This window comes from Streptomyces sp. NPDC006510 (assembly GCF_040611955.1).
Lineage (GTDB): Bacteria > Actinomycetota > Actinomycetes > Streptomycetales > Streptomycetaceae > Streptomyces.
In genome coordinates, this window is sequence record NZ_JBEXPH010000090.1 from 16,290 (window position 1) to 33,869 (window position 17,580).

The 17,580-nt window shown below is 71.8% G+C and carries 16 protein-coding genes; 10 read left to right on the plus strand and 6 right to left on the minus strand.

Annotated elements, in window-relative coordinates; genetic code table 11:
• Nucleotides 1–17 precede the first annotated feature (17 nt).
• On the minus strand, nucleotides 18–731 hold the full coding sequence (locus ABZY11_RS25065) for a winged helix-turn-helix domain-containing protein (protein WP_356481300.1): 714 nt from the start codon (nucleotides 729–731) through the stop codon (nucleotides 18–20).
• A gap of 24 nt (nucleotides 732–755) precedes the next feature.
• Nucleotides 756–1,430: a TetR/AcrR family transcriptional regulator C-terminal domain-containing protein gene (locus tag ABZY11_RS25070; protein WP_356481285.1), complete on the minus strand. Its 675-nt coding sequence runs from the start codon at nucleotides 1,428–1,430 to the stop codon at nucleotides 756–758.
• A gap of 65 nt (nucleotides 1,431–1,495) precedes the next feature.
• Between ABZY11_RS25070 and ABZY11_RS25075 the strand changes: the two genes are divergently transcribed.
• From ABZY11_RS25075 to ABZY11_RS25085, 3 genes are all read left to right on the plus strand, one after another.
• Entirely contained in the window at nucleotides 1,496–2,647 is a 1,152-nt protein-coding gene (locus ABZY11_RS25075) for an acyl-CoA dehydrogenase family protein (protein ID WP_356481286.1), read from the plus strand.
• 89 nt (nucleotides 2,648–2,736) lie between these two features.
• Nucleotides 2,737–3,027, plus strand: a complete 291-nt coding sequence (locus tag ABZY11_RS25080; protein WP_356481287.1) for a YiaA/YiaB family inner membrane protein — start codon at nucleotides 2,737–2,739, stop codon at nucleotides 3,025–3,027.
• A gap of 81 nt (nucleotides 3,028–3,108) precedes the next feature.
• Nucleotides 3,109–3,738, plus strand: a complete 630-nt coding sequence (locus tag ABZY11_RS25085; RefSeq protein ID WP_356481288.1) for a TetR/AcrR family transcriptional regulator — start codon at nucleotides 3,109–3,111, stop codon at nucleotides 3,736–3,738.
• On the opposite strand, the gene ABZY11_RS25090 is transcribed toward ABZY11_RS25085, so the two are convergent.
• Nucleotides 3,729–4,190 carry a MaoC family dehydratase gene (locus tag ABZY11_RS25090; RefSeq protein WP_356481289.1) on the minus strand — a complete coding sequence of 154 codons (462 nt, stop codon included), beginning with the start codon at nucleotides 4,188–4,190 and terminating at the stop codon, nucleotides 3,729–3,731. The genes ABZY11_RS25085 and ABZY11_RS25090 overlap by 10 nt on opposite strands.
• Nucleotides 4,191–4,320: 130 nt before the next feature.
• Between ABZY11_RS25090 and soxR the strand changes: the two genes are divergently transcribed.
• Nucleotides 4,321–4,794 carry a redox-sensitive transcriptional activator SoxR gene (gene soxR, locus ABZY11_RS25095; protein ID WP_356481290.1) on the plus strand — a complete coding sequence of 158 codons (474 nt, stop codon included), beginning with the start codon at nucleotides 4,321–4,323 and terminating at the stop codon, nucleotides 4,792–4,794.
• Nucleotides 4,795–4,956: 162 nt separating this feature from the next.
• Here the strand turns inward: soxR and ABZY11_RS25100 are convergent, their stop codons facing one another.
• Nucleotides 4,957–5,568, minus strand: coding sequence for a hypothetical protein (locus tag ABZY11_RS25100; RefSeq protein WP_356481291.1), 612 nt, complete (start codon nucleotides 5,566–5,568; stop codon nucleotides 4,957–4,959).
• A gap of 224 nt (nucleotides 5,569–5,792) precedes the next feature.
• On the opposite strand from ABZY11_RS25100, the gene ABZY11_RS25105 reads away from it, so the two are divergent.
• Nucleotides 5,793–8,621: a penicillin acylase family protein gene (locus ABZY11_RS25105; RefSeq protein WP_356481292.1), complete on the plus strand. Its 2,829-nt coding sequence runs from the start codon at nucleotides 5,793–5,795 to the stop codon at nucleotides 8,619–8,621.
• Nucleotides 8,622–8,692: 71 nt separating this feature from the next.
• On the opposite strand, the gene ABZY11_RS25110 is transcribed toward ABZY11_RS25105, so the two are convergent.
• Nucleotides 8,693–9,958 (minus strand): DUF1343 domain-containing protein, encoded by a 1,266-nt coding sequence (locus ABZY11_RS25110; RefSeq protein WP_356481293.1) that lies wholly within the window; start codon nucleotides 9,956–9,958, stop codon nucleotides 8,693–8,695.
• Nucleotides 9,959–10,141: 183 nt separating this feature from the next.
• Here ABZY11_RS25110 and ABZY11_RS25115 point away from each other — a divergent pair, with 183 nt between their 5' ends.
• From ABZY11_RS25115 to ABZY11_RS25125, 3 genes are read left to right on the plus strand one after another with little or no spacing between them, the layout of a single operon-like run.
• Nucleotides 10,142–10,906, plus strand: coding sequence for an SDR family oxidoreductase (locus tag ABZY11_RS25115; protein WP_356481294.1), 765 nt, complete (start codon nucleotides 10,142–10,144; stop codon nucleotides 10,904–10,906).
• Complete coding sequence (locus ABZY11_RS25120; RefSeq protein WP_356481295.1) at nucleotides 10,903–12,561, plus strand: AMP-binding protein; 1,659 nt, start codon at nucleotides 10,903–10,905, stop codon at nucleotides 12,559–12,561. The genes ABZY11_RS25115 and ABZY11_RS25120 overlap by 4 nt, the downstream gene beginning before the upstream one ends.
• Before the next feature lie 29 nt (nucleotides 12,562–12,590).
• Nucleotides 12,591–13,184, plus strand: coding sequence for a TetR/AcrR family transcriptional regulator (locus tag ABZY11_RS25125; RefSeq protein ID WP_356481296.1), 594 nt, complete (start codon nucleotides 12,591–12,593; stop codon nucleotides 13,182–13,184).
• On the opposite strand, the gene ABZY11_RS25130 is transcribed toward ABZY11_RS25125, so the two are convergent.
• Complete coding sequence (locus tag ABZY11_RS25130; protein WP_356481297.1) at nucleotides 13,123–14,076, minus strand: LysR family transcriptional regulator; 954 nt, start codon at nucleotides 14,074–14,076, stop codon at nucleotides 13,123–13,125. The genes ABZY11_RS25125 and ABZY11_RS25130 overlap by 62 nt on opposite strands.
• A gap of 74 nt (nucleotides 14,077–14,150) precedes the next feature.
• Here ABZY11_RS25130 and ABZY11_RS25135 point away from each other — a divergent pair, with 74 nt between their 5' ends.
• Nucleotides 14,151–14,315: a hypothetical protein gene (locus ABZY11_RS25135; RefSeq protein WP_266421492.1), complete on the plus strand. Its 165-nt coding sequence runs from the start codon at nucleotides 14,151–14,153 to the stop codon at nucleotides 14,313–14,315.
• A gap of 61 nt (nucleotides 14,316–14,376) precedes the next feature.
• Nucleotides 14,377–17,580, plus strand: a 3,204-nt coding sequence (locus tag ABZY11_RS25140; protein WP_356481298.1) for a HEAT repeat domain-containing protein, incomplete at its 3' end; no start/stop codon positions are given.

A 17,580-nucleotide genomic window follows, 5' to 3' on the forward strand; every position in this document is an offset into this window, starting at 1 on the left:
CCACGACGCTTCGGCCCCTACCGAATTGTCGCCGGCTCGATGCCGAGACGTTCGTACAGCGCCCGCTCCCCGTCCGGGGTGGCCTTCACCGCACGCCCGGACCCGATCCGTACGCACCACCCGGTGTCCAGCGCATGGCGGCACAGCGCGGCGCCCGCGACCCCGGCCAGGTGCGGCCTGCGCTCCGTCCAGTCCAGGCAGCTCCGTACGAGGGGACGCCGCGAACCCGTCTCCAGGCCGATGCCCAGCTCGTCGAACCAGCGCAGGCCCTCGTCGGTGAGCGCGAAACCGGTGTCCTGCGCCAGCAGTCCCCGTACGGTCATGGCGTCGGCGATCGCGATGCCGATCCGCCCCGCGAGATGGTCGTAGCAGGTGCGGCCGCGGGCCATCGCGCTGCCCGCGCTCGCCGCGCTCAGGGTGCGCGGCCGCTCGGGCACGGGGCCGGGGACGACCTGGGCCGCCAGGTCCTCGACGAGGTGCGCGGTCCGTTCGTCGGCCAGCCGCAGATAGCGGTGGCGGCCCTGCCGCTCCTCGGCCAGCAGTCCGCCCGCGACGAGTTTGCCGAGGTGTTCGCTGGCCGTCGACGGTGCCACGGAGGCGTACCTGGCCAGTTCGCCGGCGGTCCAGGCGCGGCCGTCGAGCAGGGCCAGGCAGAAGGCCGCGCGGGTCTCGTCGGCGAGGAGCGCGGCCAGGGCGGCGAGCCGGGGCGCGGCCGGGTCGGGGTGTGCCATGCGTGCCATGCAGTCCAGGATGCGTCAGGAACGCTTCGGCGCCGGCCGAACCGTCCCGGGCGGTGTCAGCAGCTCGTACTGGAGCGAGAGGCCGTCGACCAGGGCCCGCAGCCCGGTCTCGAAGGCTCCCTCGTCGACCTTCTGGCGGTGCTCGGCCAGCAGGTGGGCCTGGCCGAGATGCGGGTAGTCGGCGGGGTCGTACGCGGTCTCGTCGTCGACGAAGCCGCGGGCGAAGGAGCCCAGTGCCGAACCGGTGATGAAGTAGCGCATCAGGGCCCCGATGTACGTCGCCTGGGCGGCCGGCCAGCCGGCCCTGACCATCGCGCCGAACACCGCGTCGGCGACCCGGAGTCCGGCCGGCCGGCGGCCCGGACCCCGGGCGAGCACCGGAACGATGTGCGGGTGCTCGGTGAGCGCCGCACGATAGGAGACGGCCCAGTCGTACAGGGCGGCGCGCCAGTCGCGGCTGTCCGACTCGTCGAACATCGACAGATCGACCTGCGAGGAGACGGCGTCCGCGACCGCGTCCAGGATCTCGTCCTTGTTGCGGAAGTGGTTGTAGAGCGAGGGTCCGCTGACCCCGAGTTCGGCCGCGAGCCGACGGGTGGACACGGCGTCGAGCCCCTCGGAGTCCACGAGTGCGCTCGCCGTCTCGACGATGCGGTCTCTGCTGAGGAGGGGCTTGCGCGGTCGGGCCATGCGGCACATAGTAGGGCCTGCGAACGAAAAACTAGCAGTGCTAATTAAGGGTGGGGAGTCGAAGGATGGACCTGGGGCTCAGCGAGGAGCAGGAAGCCGTCCGGAAGCTCGCCAAGGACTTCGTCGCCCGTGAGATAGCCCCCCATGTCGTGGAGTGGGACCGGGCCGAGAACGTCGACAAGTCGATCGTGAAGAAGCTGGGCGCGGTCGGCTTCCTCGGGCTGACCGTTCCCGAGGAGTACGGCGGCTCGGGCGGCGACCACCTCGCCTACTGCCTGGTCACCGAGGAGCTCGGGCGCGGCGACTCCTCGGTCCGCGGCATCGTCTCCGTCTCCCTCGGTCTGGTCACCAAGACCATCGCCGTCTGGGGCGACGAGGAGCAGAAGCGGCACTGGCTGCCGAGGCTCACCGCGGGCGAGGCGATCGGCTGCTTCGGCCTCACCGAGCCAGGCACCGGATCCGACGCCGGGAACCTGACGACGAAGGCCGTCCGGGACGGTGAGGACTACGTCATCAACGGCGGCAAGATGTTCATCACCAACGGCACCTGGGCCGATGTCGTGCTGCTCTTCGCCCGCACCGGTGACACCCCCGGCCACAAGGGCATATCCGCCTTCCTGGTCCCCACCGACACCCCCGGTCTCACCCGCCGCACCATCCACGGCAAGCTCGGCCTGCGCGGCCAGGCCACCGCCGAGCTGGTCCTGGAGGACGTCCGGGTTCCCGCGTCGGCGCTCCTGGGCCCGATGGGCAAGGGCTTCTCCATCGCCATGGCCGCCCTGGCCAAGGGGCGGATGTCGGTCGCGGCCGGCTGCGTCGGCATCGCACAGGCCGCCCTCGACGCCGCCGTGGGCTACGCGGGTGAGCGCGAGCAGTTCGGCAAGTCCATCGCGGGCTACCAGCTGGTCCAGGAACTCATCAGTGACATCTCCGTGGACGTCGACGCCGCCCGGCTGCTCACCTGGCGGGTGGCGGACCTCATCGACCGCGGCGAGGACTTCGCCACCGCCGCCTCCAAGGCGAAGCTCTTCGCCTCCGAGGCCGCCGTCCGCGCCGCCAACAACGCGCTCCAGGTCTTCGGCGGCTACGGCTACATCGACGAGTACCCGGTCGGCAAGCTGCTGCGCGACGCCCGGGTGATGACGCTGTACGAGGGCACCAGTCAGATCCAGAAACTGATCATCGGCCGCGCGCTCACCGGGGTCTCCGCCTTCTGAACCGCGCCACCGCTCGAACGGGCGTCTGAGTACCGGACTGAGTACGGGAACGGATGTGGCGCACACCACGTCGGCCGATGCTGGGCGCCATGAGTGAGACAGCATCGGTCAAGCAGCAGAGCACCGCGGCCTTCTACGGCCAGGCCGTCGCCTCCTTCGGGGTGGCGATCGCCGCGGTGGCTCTCGGTATCTACTTCCTGGACGCCGACGCCTGGGTCCGCGGATTCCTCGCGATCGGCGTCCTCTACCTCGTCACCTCCTGCTTCACCCTGGCCAAGGTCATCCGCGACCGCCAGGAAGCGGGACAGATCGTCAGCCGGGTCGACCAGGCCCGGCTGGAGAAGATCCTCGCCGAGCACGACCCCTTCCAGAAGCTCTGATGATCCCGCCGGACGGACCCTAAGCGCTTGCTCAGGTTCGGGGTATGGTGTTCGTCCTGCTGACGAGAGGGGCGAGTGACGATGAGCACGGCGGAGGAGACCGACGGCGACAGCGCGCCGTGGGCCGAGGTGACGCCCGAGGCGGCCAGGCGGCTGCTCGTCGCCGCCGTCGACGCCTTCGCCGAGCGCGGGTACCACGCCACCACCACCCGTGACATCGCGGGCCGGGCGGGGATGAGTCCCGCCGCGCTCTACATCCACTACAAGACGAAGGAAGAGCTGCTCCACCGGATCAGCAGGATCGGCCACGACCGCGCCCTGTTCGTCCTGGAGGCGGCCGCCGACAGCGGGGGCACGGCGGCCGAGCGGCTGGCCGAGGCCGTACGGTCCTTCGTCCGCTGGCACGCCGAGCGGCACACCACCGCCCGCGTGGTCCAGTACGAACTCGACGCCCTCGGTGCGGAACACCGCACCGAGATCGTCGAGCTCCGGCGCAGGAGCGACGCGGTGGTGCGCCGGATCATCGGCGAAGGCGTACAGGCGGGGGAGTTCGACGTCCCCGACGTGCCGGGCACCACGCTCGCCGTGCTCTCGCTCTGCATCGACGTGGCGCGCTGGTTCAACGAGCAGGGCAGCCGGACGCCGGACGAGGTCGGCGAACTGTACGCCGACCTCGTACTGCGCATGGTCGCGGCGGGACGTCAGAAGTAGTAGCGCGACACCGACTCGGCCACGCAGACCGGCTTGTCGCCGCCCTCGCGCTCGACCGTGACGACGGCGGTGACCTGCACCCCGCCCCCGGCCTCCTCGACGCCCTTCAGGACCGCCGACGCGCGCAGCCGTGAGCCCACCGGCACGGTGGACGGGAAACGGACCTTGTTCGTCCCGTAGTTGATGCCCATCTTCATGCCCTCGACCCGCATGATCTGCGGTACGAGCGTCGGCAGCAGCGAGAGCGTGAGATAGCCGTGCGCGATCGTTGTGCCGAACGGGCCGGCGGCGGCCCGCTCCGGGTCCACGTGGATCCACTGGTGGTCACCGGTGGCCTCGGCGAAGAGGTCGATCCTCTTCTGCTCGATCTCCAGCCAGTCGCTGTGCCCCAGCTGCTCGCCCACCCCGTCGCGCAGCTCCTGTGCGGACGTGAAGATCCTCGGCTCTGCCATGTCCCTGGTCCCTGCCTTCCAGCTCTAGGCCATCCCTCGGCGCACTGTCTAAGCGCTTGCTCAGCATGGTTGGCGGGTGCGTTCCTGTCAACGACGGACCGGCCGGAGGCGGGCCAGTAGGGTTGGAGGGGTGCCCCAGATCCCACAGACATTCCATGAGCTCACGGTCGGACAGCTCTCCGCGCGCAGCGGCGCCGCGGTTTCGGCCCTGCACTTCTACGAGGCCAAGGGCCTGATCAGCAGCCGCCGCACCAGCGGCAACCAGCGCCGCTACAGCAGGGACGCACTGCGCAGGGTGGCGTTCGTCCGGGCGGCGCAGCGGGTCGGCATCCCGCTCGCCATCATCCGGGACGCCCTCGCCGAACTCCCCGAGGAGCGCACCCCGAACCGCGACGACTGGGCGCGGCTCTCCGCGGCCTGGCGTTCCGAACTCGACGACCGCATCGCGCGGTTGGGGCGGCTGCGGGACGATCTCACCGACTGCATCGGCTGCGGCTGCCTGTCACTGGAGAACTGTGTGCTCTCCAACCCCGACGATGTCTCCGGCCAGCGGATCAGCGGCTCGCGCCTGATGCCGGAGCGGCCGTCGGCCGAGCGGCCGTAGCTCTGGCCGGAAGCGTTTCCGTGCCGGGCCCGGCTCCGGACTGCGGATCCCGGACATCCAGGGGCCCCGGCCGCGACGTCCGGGGCCCGAGGCGTGTCCGCCCCAGGGCCGACCGCCCGGATGCCGGGCGGGCGCGGGCACGTCGGAGGGCCCCGTCGCCCGTCACGCCACCGATGCCAGGTCCCGCCGAGGCGCGCTCCGCGCCTTCGCCAGCGCCCCCGGAGTGAGCACCGGCTGCGGCACCACGATCCCGCAGCCCGTGCAGACCGGCCCCGACCACGGCCCGTGCTCCGGCTCCTGCCGCCAGTGGATCCCGTCGCCCGCGCACACCGGGCAGACCGTGCCGGGCTCCGACTCCAGCGCCGCGATCAACCGGCGCAGGACCACGGCGAGCGGCGCCGACGGATGCACCGCCGGGTCCGCGCAGCGGGCCACCCCGTAGCCGCCCCAGGTGCGCCGGTGCCAGTCGTCGAACGCGCCGGGACGGCGCAGCCCGTCGTGCTTCTCCCGCCTGCGGCGCTCGGCGAAGCCCGCCTCGTAACCGAGCCAGACCGCCCGTGCCGCCTCCAGTTCGTCCAGCGCGCGCATCAGCCGCGCCGGATCGGGGGACCGGTCCTCGGGACCGATACCGTGCCGGGTGCACAGATGGTCCCAGGTCGCCCGATGCCCGTAAGGGGCGAACCTCTCCAGGCACTTGCGCAGCGAATACCGCCGCAGCGCCAGGTCGCTCCGCGGATCACGGACCTGTCTCGCAAGACTCCGGAATCCCGCCACCGCACCGTCACCTCCGTCGCTCGTACTTCGGCGTCAAAGGATGGACGTACGGCCGCCCGATTCGGATCCACCGAGGGCGACGTTGTCCGGATTTCGATACGGTCCGTCACCGCATCGCCGCGGACGGCGCCATGTGACGATTCGGAAAAGGTGACGGTTATTCACCTTACTGACCGGTCGTACCGCCAGTAACCTCCGGCGCACAGCCACTCGGAGGAGCGCGCATGCCCCCACGCACCGTCAAGCTCAGAGCCGCCACCGTCATGGCGGTCCTCGCACTCGGCACCACCCTGCTGGCGGCCTCGCCGCAGGTGGGCGCCGCGGCAGCGGAACCCGACCCCGTCACCGACTACTGCCAGGGGCAGTGCGACGACATCCTGCCGCCCGGCGAGAACGGCAACGCCACCCTCGTGGAAATCCTCGGCAACAAGGCGTTCGGTACGCACCCCGCCCACAGCGACGACCAACTCGACCGCTACAACGGCCTGGTGGCCGGACACACCGGTCTCACCGACCAGAAGCTGACCGATTTCTTCAACGACGCCTCGTTCGGTGTGCCCAAGGACAAGGTCGAGTCGGTCACCTCGCCCCGCGACGACGTCACCATCACCCGTGACAAGGCCTCCGGTGTTCCGCACATCAAGGGCACCACCAGGTACGGCACCGAGTTCGGTGCCGGATTCGCCGCCGGGCAGGACCGGCTCTGGCTGATGGACCTCTTCCGGCACATCGGACGCGGCGAACTGACCTCGTTCGCCGGCGGCGCCCTCGCCAACCAGGGCCTGGAGCAGCAGTTCTGGCCGCAGGCCCCGTACACCGAGGCGGACCTCGAAGCCCAGGTCGAGTACATCAGGACCCATGAGGGCGCCCGCGGCGAACAGGCCATGGCGGATGCCCAGGCGTATGTCGACGGCATCAACGCCTACCGCGAGAAGTCCAAGAAGGGCCGCTACTTCCCCGGCGAGTACGTCCTCACCGGCAAGATCGACGCCATCACCAACATCGGTGAGATACAGCCGTTCAAACTGACCGACCTGATCTCCATCGCCTCGGTCGTCGGCGGCCAGTTCGGCGGCGGCGGTGGCGGGGAAGTGCAGGCGGCCCTTTCACTGCTGGCCGCCCAGCAGAAGTACGGCGTCGCCGAAGGCACCAAGGTCTGGGAGTCGTTCCGCCAGCGCGAGGACCCCGAGGCCGTGCTGACGGTCCATGACGGCACCTCGTTCCCGTACGCGGGCAAGCCCGACAAGGCCCGCGGCACCGCGCTGCCCGACGCCGGGTCCGTCACCGCGGAACCCCTGATCCACGACCGCACCGGCTCCGCGGGCACCGGCAAGAAGGCCCCGGTGAAGGCTCCGGCCGGGCTCAAGAAGGCCCAGGGCATCCACGACGACGGAGTCATCCCCGAGGGATCACTGCCCGGTTCCGGATCCGGCGCCCAGAAGCGCGGCATGTCCAACGCCCTGCTGGTCTCCGGAAAGCACACCGCGAGCGGAAACCCCATCGCCGTGTTCGGGCCGCAGACCGGCTACTTCGCCCCGCAGCTGATGATGCTCCAGGAACTCCAGGGGCCGGGCATCAGCGCCCGCGGGGTCTCCTTCGCCGGTGTCGGCATGTACATCCAGATGGGCCGCGGCCAGGACTACGCCTGGAGCGCCACCTCGGCCGGCCAGGACATCACCGACACCTACGCCATCGACCTGTGCGAGCCCGACGGCTCCACGCCCACCAAGGACTCCACGCACTACCTCTACCGCGGCACCTGCACCGCCATGGAGACGCTGGAGCACACCAACTCCTGGAATCCGACCGTCGCCGACTCCACGGCGAAGGGCTCCTACCGGATGCAGGTCCGGCGCACGAACTACGGCATCGTCACCCACCGCGCCACCGTGGGCGGCAAGCCCGTCGCGTACACCTCGCTGCGCTCCACCTACCGCCACGAGGCCGACTCGATCATCGGCTTCCAGATGCTCAACGACCCGGAGTACGTCAAGGACGCCGCCTCCTTCCAACGGGCGGCGAGCCATATCGACTACGCCTTCAACTGGTTCTACGCCGACTCCCGCACCGCCGCCTACTACAACAGCGGCATGAACCCGGTGCGCGCGGCGGGCGTCGACCCGGCGCTGCCGGTGCGGGCCGAGCGGGCCTATGAGTGGCAGGAGTTCGAACCGGCCGCGAACACCGCCGCCTACACCCCGTTCGCCGAGCACCCGCACTCCAGCGGGCAGGACTACTACATCTCCTGGAACAACAAGCAGGCCAAGGGGTACGCCGCCGCGGGCTTCGGGCTCGGCGCGGTGCACCGGGGCGATCTGCTGGACGACCGGGTGGCGAAGCTGGTCGAGGAGGGCGGGGTCACCCGCGCGTCCCTCACCCGGGCCATGGCCCAGGCCGCGGTCACCGATCTGCGCGGTGAGCAGCTGCTGCCCGAACTGCTGAAGGTGATCCGCTCCCGGCCGGTGACCGATCCCGAACTGAACGGCGCCGTCCAGCAGTTGGAGTCCTGGCGGGCAGCCGGTTCGCAGCGCAGGGAGAGCAGCCCCGGTTCGCACGCGTACAGCCACGCCGACGCGGTGCGGATCATGGACGCGTGGTGGCCGAAGCTGGTCGAGGCCGAGTTCAAGCCGGGGCTCGGCGAGGGCCTGTTCGGAGCGCTGACCGCCAACCTCGCCACGGACGAGTCCCCGGCGGCCAGTCACGGGCCGAGCGGGGCGCACAGCGGATCCGCGTTCCAGTACGGCTGGTGGGGCTTCGTCGACAAGGACCTGCGCCGGGTCCTGGGGCAGCCGGTCAAGGGGCCGCTGGCCAAGGCGTACTGCGGCAACGGCGATGAGGACAGCTGCCGCGACGCACTGCTCGCGACCCTGAAGCAGGCCGTGGCCCTGCCGGCGACCGAGGTGTATCCGGGGGACGACAGCTGCAAGGCGGGCGAGCAGTGGTGCTCCGACTCGATCATGCACCGGCCGCTCGGCGGGATCGCCCAGAAGTCCATCCACTGGCAGAACCGCCCGACGTACCAGCAGGTGGTGGAGTTCCCCGCCCACCGGTAGGGCCTGTCGGCCCGTGAGGGCACAAGCCGTGTGCCGGGCGGACCCGATCCTTCGGGCCCGCCCGGCCCGTCTCACCGGTACTGGAGATACCGCTTCCGCACGGCCCGGAACGCGGCGAGATCCTCCGCCCAGGCCCCCACCACCTCATCCGTGTCCGCGCCCGCGTCGATCATCGTGCGGACCCGGGTGTTGCCGGTGAGCTTGTCGATCCAGTTGTCCGAGCGCCAGGCGAACCCGCTCCACGTCCGCTTCGCCGTCACCAGCAGCGCGATCCCGGTGCGTACCGGGTCGAACGACTCGCGGTCGTGGACGTGCAGTTGCACGCCGCCGACCGTCTTCCCCTGGAACTTGGAGAACGTCGGCGCGAAGTACGCCTCGCGGAACGCGACCCCGGGCAGGTCGAGCGCGTTCGCGGCCGCCGCCCAGCGGTGGTCGATGCCCTCCGCGCCGAGCAGTTCGAACGGCCGGGTCGTGCCGCGTCCCTCGGAGAGGTTCGTGCCCTCGAACAGGCAGGTTCCCGAGTAGACCAGTGCCGTGTCGGGCGTCGGCATGTTGGGGCTCGGCGGCACCCACGGCAGCCCGGTCGTGTCGAAGAAGTCCGAGCGCTTCCACCCCGACATCTTCACGATGCGCAGGTCCACCGGCCGCTCGGCCAGGAACCGGGCGTTGAAGAGCAGCGCCAGCTCGGTGACCGTCATGCCGTGCGCCTGGGCGATCTCCCGGCGGCCCACGAACGTGCCGAAGGCGGGGTCGAGCACCGGGCCGAGCGCCGCCCGCCCGGTCACCGGGTTCGGCCGGTCCAGGACGACGAACCGCTTGCCCGCGAGCGCCGCCGCCTCCATGCAGTCGTACAGCGTCCAGATGTACGTATAGAAGCGGGCGCCCGCGTCCTGGATGTCGAAGACGACCGTGTCCACGCCGGACGCGGTGAAGACATCGGCGAGCGGCTGACCGCTCTTCAGGTACGTGTCGTAGACCGGGAGTCCGGTCGCCGGGTCGTCGTACCGCCCCTCCGAACCGCCCGCCTGTGCGGTGCCGCGGAAACCGTGCTCGGGCCCGAAGACGGCGATCAGGTCCACCCGCTCGTCCGGGTGCATCACATCGACGATGTGGCGCACATCGGAGGTGATCCCGGTCGGGTTGGTGACGACCCCGACCTTCTGCCCCTTCAGCAGCGCGTAGCCGTCCGCCGCCAGCCGGTCGAAGCCGGTGCGGACCCGGCCGTGCCCCTTGCCCGGAGCGGGGGCGGCGATGGCGGCCCCGGTACCGGCGGCCGTTGCCGCGAGGGCACCCACCGCACCACCGGCGGCCAGCAAACCACGTCTGGACAGGCTCATCGGGCTACCTCCATGATCGCGACCTCTGTCATGGTCACGCACGCTAGCGCGCGTTCAGGCCATACGGAACGAGCCGGACGGGACAGTTGTGACGGGAGTGCCGTCCGAGCGGTGTCCAGCCCTTCCGCTCCGCCATACCGACTGGTTAGTCTGCCGGTGCAGTCGGCTGAGAGGCGGGACCCGATGAGTACGGTGCAGGGCGCGGGCGTGGTGGTCACCGGGGCCGGAGGCGGCATCGGAGCCGCTCTGGCCCGCAGATTCGCCGCGGAGGGCGCGCGGGTCGTGGTCAATGACCTCGACGAGGCGCGGATCAAGCCGCTGGCCGAGGAGATCGGCGGCATTGCCGTCGCCGGCGACGCCTCGCAGATCGTGGACGCCGCCAGGGACGCGCTCGACGGCACCGTCGACATCTACTGCGCCAACGCCGGCCTCGCCTCTCCCGGCGACGTCTTCGCCGACGAGGAGGTCTGGGCCGCGGCCTGGGACGTCAATGTGATGGCCCATGTCCGCGCGGCCAGGGCGCTGCTGCCCCAGTGGCTGGAGCGCGGCAGCGGCCGCTTCGTCTCGACCGCGTCCGCCGCCGGACTGCTGACGATGATCGGCGCCGCACCGTACAGCGTCACCAAGCACGGCGTCGTCGCCTTCGCCGAATGGCTCTCGCTCACCTACCGCCACCGCGGCATCAAGGTCCACGCCATCTGCCCGCAGGGCGTGCGCACGGACATGCTCGCCGCCGCCGGATCGGCCGGGGAACTCGTCCTCGCCCCCAGCGCCATCGAGCCCGAGGCGGTCGCCGACGCGCTCTTCGACGCCATGGCCGAGGACCGCTTCCTCGTCCTGCCGCACCCCGAGGTCGGCGGGTACTACCGGGCCCGCAGCAAGGACACCGACCACTGGCTCGGCAGCATGAACCACCTCCAGCAGAAGTGGGAGGAGACCGGCGCATGACCGAGTCGATCTACGCTGCCAAACCCTGGATCCCGCTGCTCAGCGAGGCCCAGCGGGCCCCGGTCAGCCCGGCCGAAACCCTCGTCCACGCCTTCCGGGACTCCGCCGCCCGCAGCCCCGAGCACCCCGCGCTCGCCTACTTCGACGGACGCCTGAGCTACCGCGAGACCGGCGCGCTCTCCGACTCGGTGGCCGGCCACCTCGCCGCCGCGGGTCTGGAGCGCGGTGACCGTGTCGCGATCACGCTCCAGAACACCCCGCAGTTCGTGATCGCGCTGCTCGGCGCCTGGAAGGCCGGAGCCACGGTCGTCCCGCTCAATCCGATGTACAAGTCCGGCGAGGTCGGCCACGTACTGAAGGACGCCGAGGTCACCGCGCTGATCTGCGCGGACCGGGCCTGGGAGGCGTATCTGCGGTCCACCGCGGCCGACACCCCGACGGTACGGATCGCCCTCACCACCAGTGAGCTCGACCTCCAGACGCAGAACGACGCACGCGTGCTCGGCTTCGAGCGGCTGCCCGTGCCCGAGGACACCGACGACCTGGTCGCCGTCGCCCGGCAGGGCCTCAGGGCGCCCGAGGGGCGCGAACCCGGCTCCGCCGACGTGGCGTTGATCAGCTACACCTCCGGGACCAGCGGCACCCCCAAGGGCGCCATGAACTCCCACGGCAACATCATGGTCAACGCCGAGCGCCAGCGGACCGGGCACCCCGTCGCCGAGGGCTCCTCCTACTTCGCGCTCGCCCCGCTCTTCCACATCACCGGCATGGTCTGCCAGCTGGCCGCCTGCTTGACCAACGCGGGCACCCTCGTCCTCGCGTACCGCTTCCACCCCGGCGTCGTCCTCGAAGCCTTCGCCGAGCACCGCCCCGCCTACACCGTGGGCCCGTCCACCGCCTTCATGGCGCTCGCCGCCCACCCCGACGTCACCCCGGAGCACTTCGCCTCCTTCCAGGTGATCTCCTCGGGCGGCGCACCGCTGCCGCCCGCCCTGGTCGAGAAGTTCCGGGCCGGCTTCGGCCCGTACATCCGCAACGGCTACGGCCTCACCGAGTGCACCGCCCCCTGCGCCTCCGTCCCGCCGGAGCGGGAAGCCCCCGTCGACCCGGTCTCCGGGACCCTGTCCGTCGGCATCCCCGGCCCCGACACGGTGGTCAGGATCCTCGACGAGAACGGCGCGGAGGTGCCCTTCGGCGAGCAGGGCGAGATCGCGGTCCGGGGCCCGCAGGTGGTCTCCGGCTACTGGCGGCTGCCCGGGGCCACCGCCGCAGCCTTCCCGGACGGCGAACTGCGTACCGGCGACATCGGCTTCATGGACAGCGCGGGCTGGCTCTATGTCGTCGACCGCAAGAAGGACATGATCAACGCCTCCGGCTTCAAGGTCTGGCCGCGTGAGGTGGAGGACGTCCTCTACACCCACCCGGCGGTCCGGGAGGCGGCCGTCGTCGGCGTCCCCGACACCTACCGCGGCGAGACCGTCCGTGCCTATGTCAGCCTCCGACCCGGCGCCTCGGCCGAACCGGAAGAACTGAGTGCGTACTGCAAGGAACGGCTTGCCGCGTACAAGTATCCGCGCGAGGTCGAGATCCTGACCGAACTCCCGAAGACGGCGAGTGGGAAGATCCTCAGGCGGGAACTTCGTTCCCCTCGATAACCGATTCATGTGGAAGGCAGGTGGCGGCAATGGCCAAGGCGACGGACGGGGACACGGCTCCCGTCCCTCAGCGGCTGCTGGCCGCCGCCACCCGGCTCTTTGCCGAGCAGGGCTACGACCGCACCTCGGTCCAGGAGATCGTCGAGGCGGCGGGCGTCACCAAGGGTGCGCTCTACCACTACTTCGGCTCCAAGGAGGACCTGCTCCAGGAGGTCTACGCCCGGGTGCTCCGCCTCCAGCAGGAGCGCCTCGACGCCTTCGCCGACGCCGACGCCCCCGTCGAGCAGCGACTGCGCGACGCCGCGGCGGACGTGGTGGTCACGACCATCGAGAACCTCGACGACGCCTCGATCTTCTTCCGGTCCATGCACCACCTGAGCCCGGAGAAGAACAAGCAGGTCCGGATGGAGCGGCGCCGCTACCACGAACGGTTCCGGGCCCTGGTGGAGGAGGGCCAGAGCAGCGGGGTCTTCTCCACGGCCACCCCGGCCGACCTGATCGTCGACTACCACTTCGGTTCGGTCCACCACCTGTCCACCTGGTACCGGCCCGACGGCCCGCTCAGCCAGCAGGAGGTCGCCGACCACCTGGCCGACCTGCTGCTGCGGGCGCTGCGTCCCTAGGGCCTGGGGCCAGGGGATCCCGCGGGCCGGTGAGCCGTTCGAGGAGCGCTTCCGCCGCCGGGTTGCGGGGCCGGGGCGCCCGCCCGGCGAGGACCACCGTCCGGCCGGGCTCCGGCTGGCGGATGCTCACACAGGGCAGCCCCGCGTCCGCACCGATCCGCCGCGGCACGATCGCCACGCCGATCCCGGCCCGTACGAGATCGACGAGCAGCCGGATCTGCGTGACGTCACAGGTGATCCGGCGTTCCAGCCCGCAGTGCGCGGCCAGCCTCCGCACCGCGGTCTCCAGACCGGTGCCCGCGCGGAAGTCCACGAACGGCTCGTCGGCCAGGTCCTTGATCAGGGTGCGCCCGGCGGTCGCCAGCCGATGGCCCGGCGCGGTGATCAGCACCAGGTCCTCGTGCCAGGTCGCGAACCCGGCGATGCCGTCGGGGAGTTCGGCGGCGTCCGGGGCCAGATAGGCGAGATCCAGCTCACCGGTCCGCAGCCCCGCGACCAGTTCCGGTGTCGTCGCCTCGCGCAGCGAGATCTGCACCCCCGGCAACCGCCGGTGGTACGAGGCCAGCTCGGCCGCCAGATCCACGCAGGTCAGTGTCTGGATCGTGCCGATCCTGACCCGGCCCGTCACCAGCCCCGCCACGGCCGCCACCGCGTCCCGTGCCGCCTCCGTCCCGGCGAGCACCGACCGGGCCGACGGCAGCAGCGCCCGGCCCGCCTCGGTGAGGACCACCCGCCGGCCGGTCCGGTCGAACAGCTCGGCCCCCAGCTCCCGTTCGAGGTTGCGCACGGAGGCGCTCAGCGCGGACTGCACGATCAGCTCGGCCCGGGCGGCGGCGGTGAAACCGCCGTGCGTGACCACCGCCACGAAGTGACGGAGTTGGCGTAGCTCCATCCATCCACATTATCGATCGCAGCCAGCTGAACCATCTGTTGGACCGATCACGGCCGCGGGCCGAAGCTGGATGTATGACTCACATCCAGCCGTCCGCGCATGTCCCCGCACTCTGGACCGCGGCGTACGGACCGCACCACGCGCCGGCCGTACGCTTCGCCGCCCGGTGCCTGCTGCGTGTGAGGGCCTTCGTCCGCGATCTGGCGCTGGCGGACCATGTGGGGTCCGGCGGCTACTGAGAGCGAGGACGGGCCCCGAATTCGCTGGTGGGGCCGGAACGCGCCCGGTTAGCATCCGACGATGCGGACACCGGTCGACGAACAGATCCACGATGCCGAGCGCCGGACCGGAGCCGCCCGGCCGGGCGGGCCCCCGGACGTGCGGGACCGCTCACCTCAGGCCCTGGGACGGCTGATCCGGCACGACGACCCCGGGCTGCGTCATCTGGGACTGGCCCTGCTCACCGAGCGCGTCACCGAGTGCCGCCCGTCCGACGACGCGGAGACGGCCGAACTCGCCGGGCTGCTGCCGGAGTCGCTGACCGGACTGCCGGAGGCGGACCTCCTGCTGGCCGGGCTCTACGAACGACTCGACCACCACCGGAAGGGCCGTCCCCGGCCGGACTGGCGCACCGCCGGGGAGCTTCCGGTACGGGTACGGATCGCGTGGCTGCGCGCAGATGTGCTCCACGACCCCGCGGCGCTCCGCTACGAGGCCCCGGGTGAACTCCTGTACCAGGCCGTGCGGGAGACGAGCATCACCGGTACGCACCGGCCGGCGCGGCTCGTGGACGAACTGGCGGGCAGCGGCGACCCGGTGCTCCTGGCCGAGGCGGTACGGCTGGCCCGCCAGGGGCTGCACGCCGGGCTGCTGGCCCCCGCGCTGGTCCGGGAGGACCTGATCGGACTGCTCGGGGCCGACAGCGCCCCGGTCGTGGCCGGCGCGCTGGCCGAACTCGCCGAACCGTGGGCGGCGACGGATCCGCTGCCGCCCGGACTCCTCGCCCCGTTCCTCGCCGCCGGTCCGGTACGGGAACCGGCCGGGGACGCGGTGCGCGAGCAGGCCGGGCAGATGGTGCGGGACTTGCCCTCGGTGGCCGAGGCCGCCCTCGTGGCAGCCGCGCGCCACGGCCACCGGGACCTGCTGCGTCAGGTCGTCGACGACCCCGGTCTTCCGCCGGGCCTCCGCCGACGCGGGATGGAACTGCTCGGCGATCTGGCGGACCGCGACGACATCGGCGAGCTGACGGCCGTCGCAGCGCGCGACCCCCTGCTGTTCGGCGGCCCGGCCATGACCTGTCTGCGCGGTCTGCACAGGCGTGGGCACTTCCCGGACGGTGCGGACGTACCCGCCGTCATCGGCCTGGCCCTGTCCGATCACTCGATCGCGCCCCGCGAGGTGGCGACGGTCCTCTTCACCTCCCGGAAGGAGGCGCTCCGGGTACTGACGGACGCGCCGGCCGACGACCCGGGCTGGCCGCGACGGCTCGCCCTGCTGGTCTCCCTGGCCGGGCAGGGGGCCGGCGATCTCCCGATCGGGGACGCCGTCGCGAACGTGCTTCCCTCCGCCTGGGCACCCGGCCCGTTCCTCGACGCGATCCGCGAACTGCGCCACGAGGGCGCCGAAGAGGCCGTGATCGCCCTGCTGCCCTCGGTCCCGGACGCGGCCCTGGACACCCTGGAGGCGATCGGCGGGGACCGCACGGTACAGGCCCTGCGCGAAGGACTGGGCCTCACCACGGACGGGGTTGCGCCCCATCTGCGCGCCGTACGGAACCGCGCACTGGAACTGCTGTGGCAGCTGAACCGCGATCCGGCGCTGCGCCGCGACCTCCTCGCACGGCTCGACCCCGTCGACCTGCCGCCACGCATCGCGGCCGACCTCGGCGGCCCGGACGAGCGGGAACTGGCCCTGCTGCGCTCCCATCTGGACCCGGACGCGCCGGTGACGGCGCTGTGCCGGCTGGCGGCCCATGGCAACGCCGGCACCCTCCCGGTCATCGCCGACCTGCTGCTGCGGATCGTGGCCGAGCTGGCCGCGTCGGGGGAGCCGGGCGCGACCCCCCGGACAGGCGGACACGGACAGCCGGCCGGTGAGCCCGTGGTGCCGCAGGAGGTCCTGGACGCGGTGAGCGCCCTGGGTCGCCGGCTCCACGAGCGGGGCGCGATCCGGCCGGTCTGTCTGCTCGGCACCACGGACGCGCGGGAGGCGGGGAACGCACTCCTCGCGACCACGGCGCTGGACCTGCTGGACCGGCCCGGTCTGTCCGACGCGGAGCAGGTGATCCTGCTCGAACTGCTGCTCAGGTCCCCCTGGACGGGCACCCGTGCGCGGGTGCACCGGCTGCTGCGCCACCGTGACCGGCACGTACGCAAGCACGTCATCGCCCTGCTCGCCCGCGACGCCACGGGCGAGGACGCCCAGGCCCTGTCGGCGACGCTGATCGCGCTGACCACCGCGCCGGACATCCAGACCGTCCGGCAGGCGCTGCTCGCCCTGGGCCACGCCCGCGCCCACTGGGCGAGCGCCGCGATCTCCGCATGCCTCGGCCATCCGAACATGAACATCAGGAAGACGGCGGCCGAGGTGCTGGTCCGCGCGGGCACACCGGCGGCGCTCCCGGAGCTTCTTTTCCGGCTCGGGCACGAAGGCAACCCCGGCCTGCGCGAGAAACTGGTCGAGGCCCTGCGCGCCGTCCTCGGCGACGCCTACGCGGCCACCCTCATCGCCGCCGCGGAACACAGCCGGGACGGCGGTACCCGCGGGCTGCTGCTGGAGGGCCTCCACGGCGTCCTCACCGCACGCGCGGTCCTCGCGCTGCACGACCAGGAGTCACCGGTGGCGGTCACACTGCTCTCCCTGGTGGCGTCCCGCCGGGTCCGGCTCGCCTCCGGTGCCATGGCGGACCTGGCGACACCCATGGCCAGGCACGGGATCACCACATCGGCCGCGGGGCGGGCGTCAGCGCCGGCCGGTGAGGCGGACCGTGACATCGAGTCGCTGGTCGCCCGGGGCTGGAACCCCGAGGTCGCGCTCCGCATCGTCGAGCGGGACGAGCCGCTCGGCCCCGTTCTGTCGGCACAGCTGCGGCCGATGCTGGCCGACTGGCTCCGGCTCGCCGACTCCCGGCCGGCGCTCCGGGACGGGGCGGTACGGGGCGGGGCGCTCGGAGACGAGGCGTTCGGGAACAAGAAGGTGCGGAACAAGGCGCTCCGGAACAAGGTGGTGCGGTTCGCGCTGCGGATCTGCGCCGAGCCCCGGAACGCCGTGGAGCTCACGGCGTTCGCCCGGTCCGCCCCGGTCCTGCTGGACGCGCTCGCCGACGCCCGGGACGGGGACCGGCGCGATCTGATCGCCGTGCTCGAAGCGGTGGCGCCGATGCTGCCGGCCGCCGGGAAGCCGGCCGCCATCGCCGCGGTACGGGCCCTGCGCCCCGTACAGGCGACGCCGAGCCGGTCCACACTGACGCTGCTGCGCCGCCTCGGCGCGGTGCCGGTCCGCGCC

What these genes read in the sequence shown, in the direction of transcription:
- ABZY11_RS25125 (WP_356481296.1), top strand. Translation starts at nt 12,591, where the DNA reads ATGGCCAAGGCGACGGACGGGGACACGGCTCCCGTCCCTCAGCGGCTG.
- ABZY11_RS25135 (WP_266421492.1), top strand. Translation starts at nt 14,151, where the DNA reads ATGACTCACATCCAGCCGTCCGCGCATGTCCCCGCACTCTGGACCGCG.
- ABZY11_RS25075 (WP_356481286.1), top strand. Translation starts at nt 1,496, where the DNA reads ATGGACCTGGGGCTCAGCGAGGAGCAGGAAGCCGTCCGGAAGCTCGCC.
- ABZY11_RS25130 (WP_356481297.1), bottom strand. Translation starts at nt 14,076, where the DNA reads ATGGAGCTACGCCAACTCCGTCACTTCGTGGCGGTGGTCACGCACGGC.
- ABZY11_RS25070 (WP_356481285.1), bottom strand. Translation starts at nt 1,430, where the DNA reads ATGGCCCGACCGCGCAAGCCCCTCCTCAGCAGAGACCGCATCGTCGAG.
- ABZY11_RS25120 (WP_356481295.1), top strand. Translation starts at nt 10,903, where the DNA reads ATGACCGAGTCGATCTACGCTGCCAAACCCTGGATCCCGCTGCTCAGC.
- ABZY11_RS25105 (WP_356481292.1), top strand. Translation starts at nt 5,793, where the DNA reads ATGCCCCCACGCACCGTCAAGCTCAGAGCCGCCACCGTCATGGCGGTC.
- ABZY11_RS25110 (WP_356481293.1), bottom strand. Translation starts at nt 9,958, where the DNA reads ATGAGCCTGTCCAGACGTGGTTTGCTGGCCGCCGGTGGTGCGGTGGGT.
- ABZY11_RS25090 (WP_356481289.1), bottom strand. Translation starts at nt 4,190, where the DNA reads ATGGCAGAGCCGAGGATCTTCACGTCCGCACAGGAGCTGCGCGACGGG.
- ABZY11_RS25085 (WP_356481288.1), top strand. Translation starts at nt 3,109, where the DNA reads ATGAGCACGGCGGAGGAGACCGACGGCGACAGCGCGCCGTGGGCCGAG.
- ABZY11_RS25065 (WP_356481300.1), bottom strand. Translation starts at nt 731, where the DNA reads ATGGCACACCCCGACCCGGCCGCGCCCCGGCTCGCCGCCCTGGCCGCG.
- ABZY11_RS25080 (WP_356481287.1), top strand. Translation starts at nt 2,737, where the DNA reads ATGAGTGAGACAGCATCGGTCAAGCAGCAGAGCACCGCGGCCTTCTAC.
- ABZY11_RS25115 (WP_356481294.1), top strand. Translation starts at nt 10,142, where the DNA reads ATGAGTACGGTGCAGGGCGCGGGCGTGGTGGTCACCGGGGCCGGAGGC.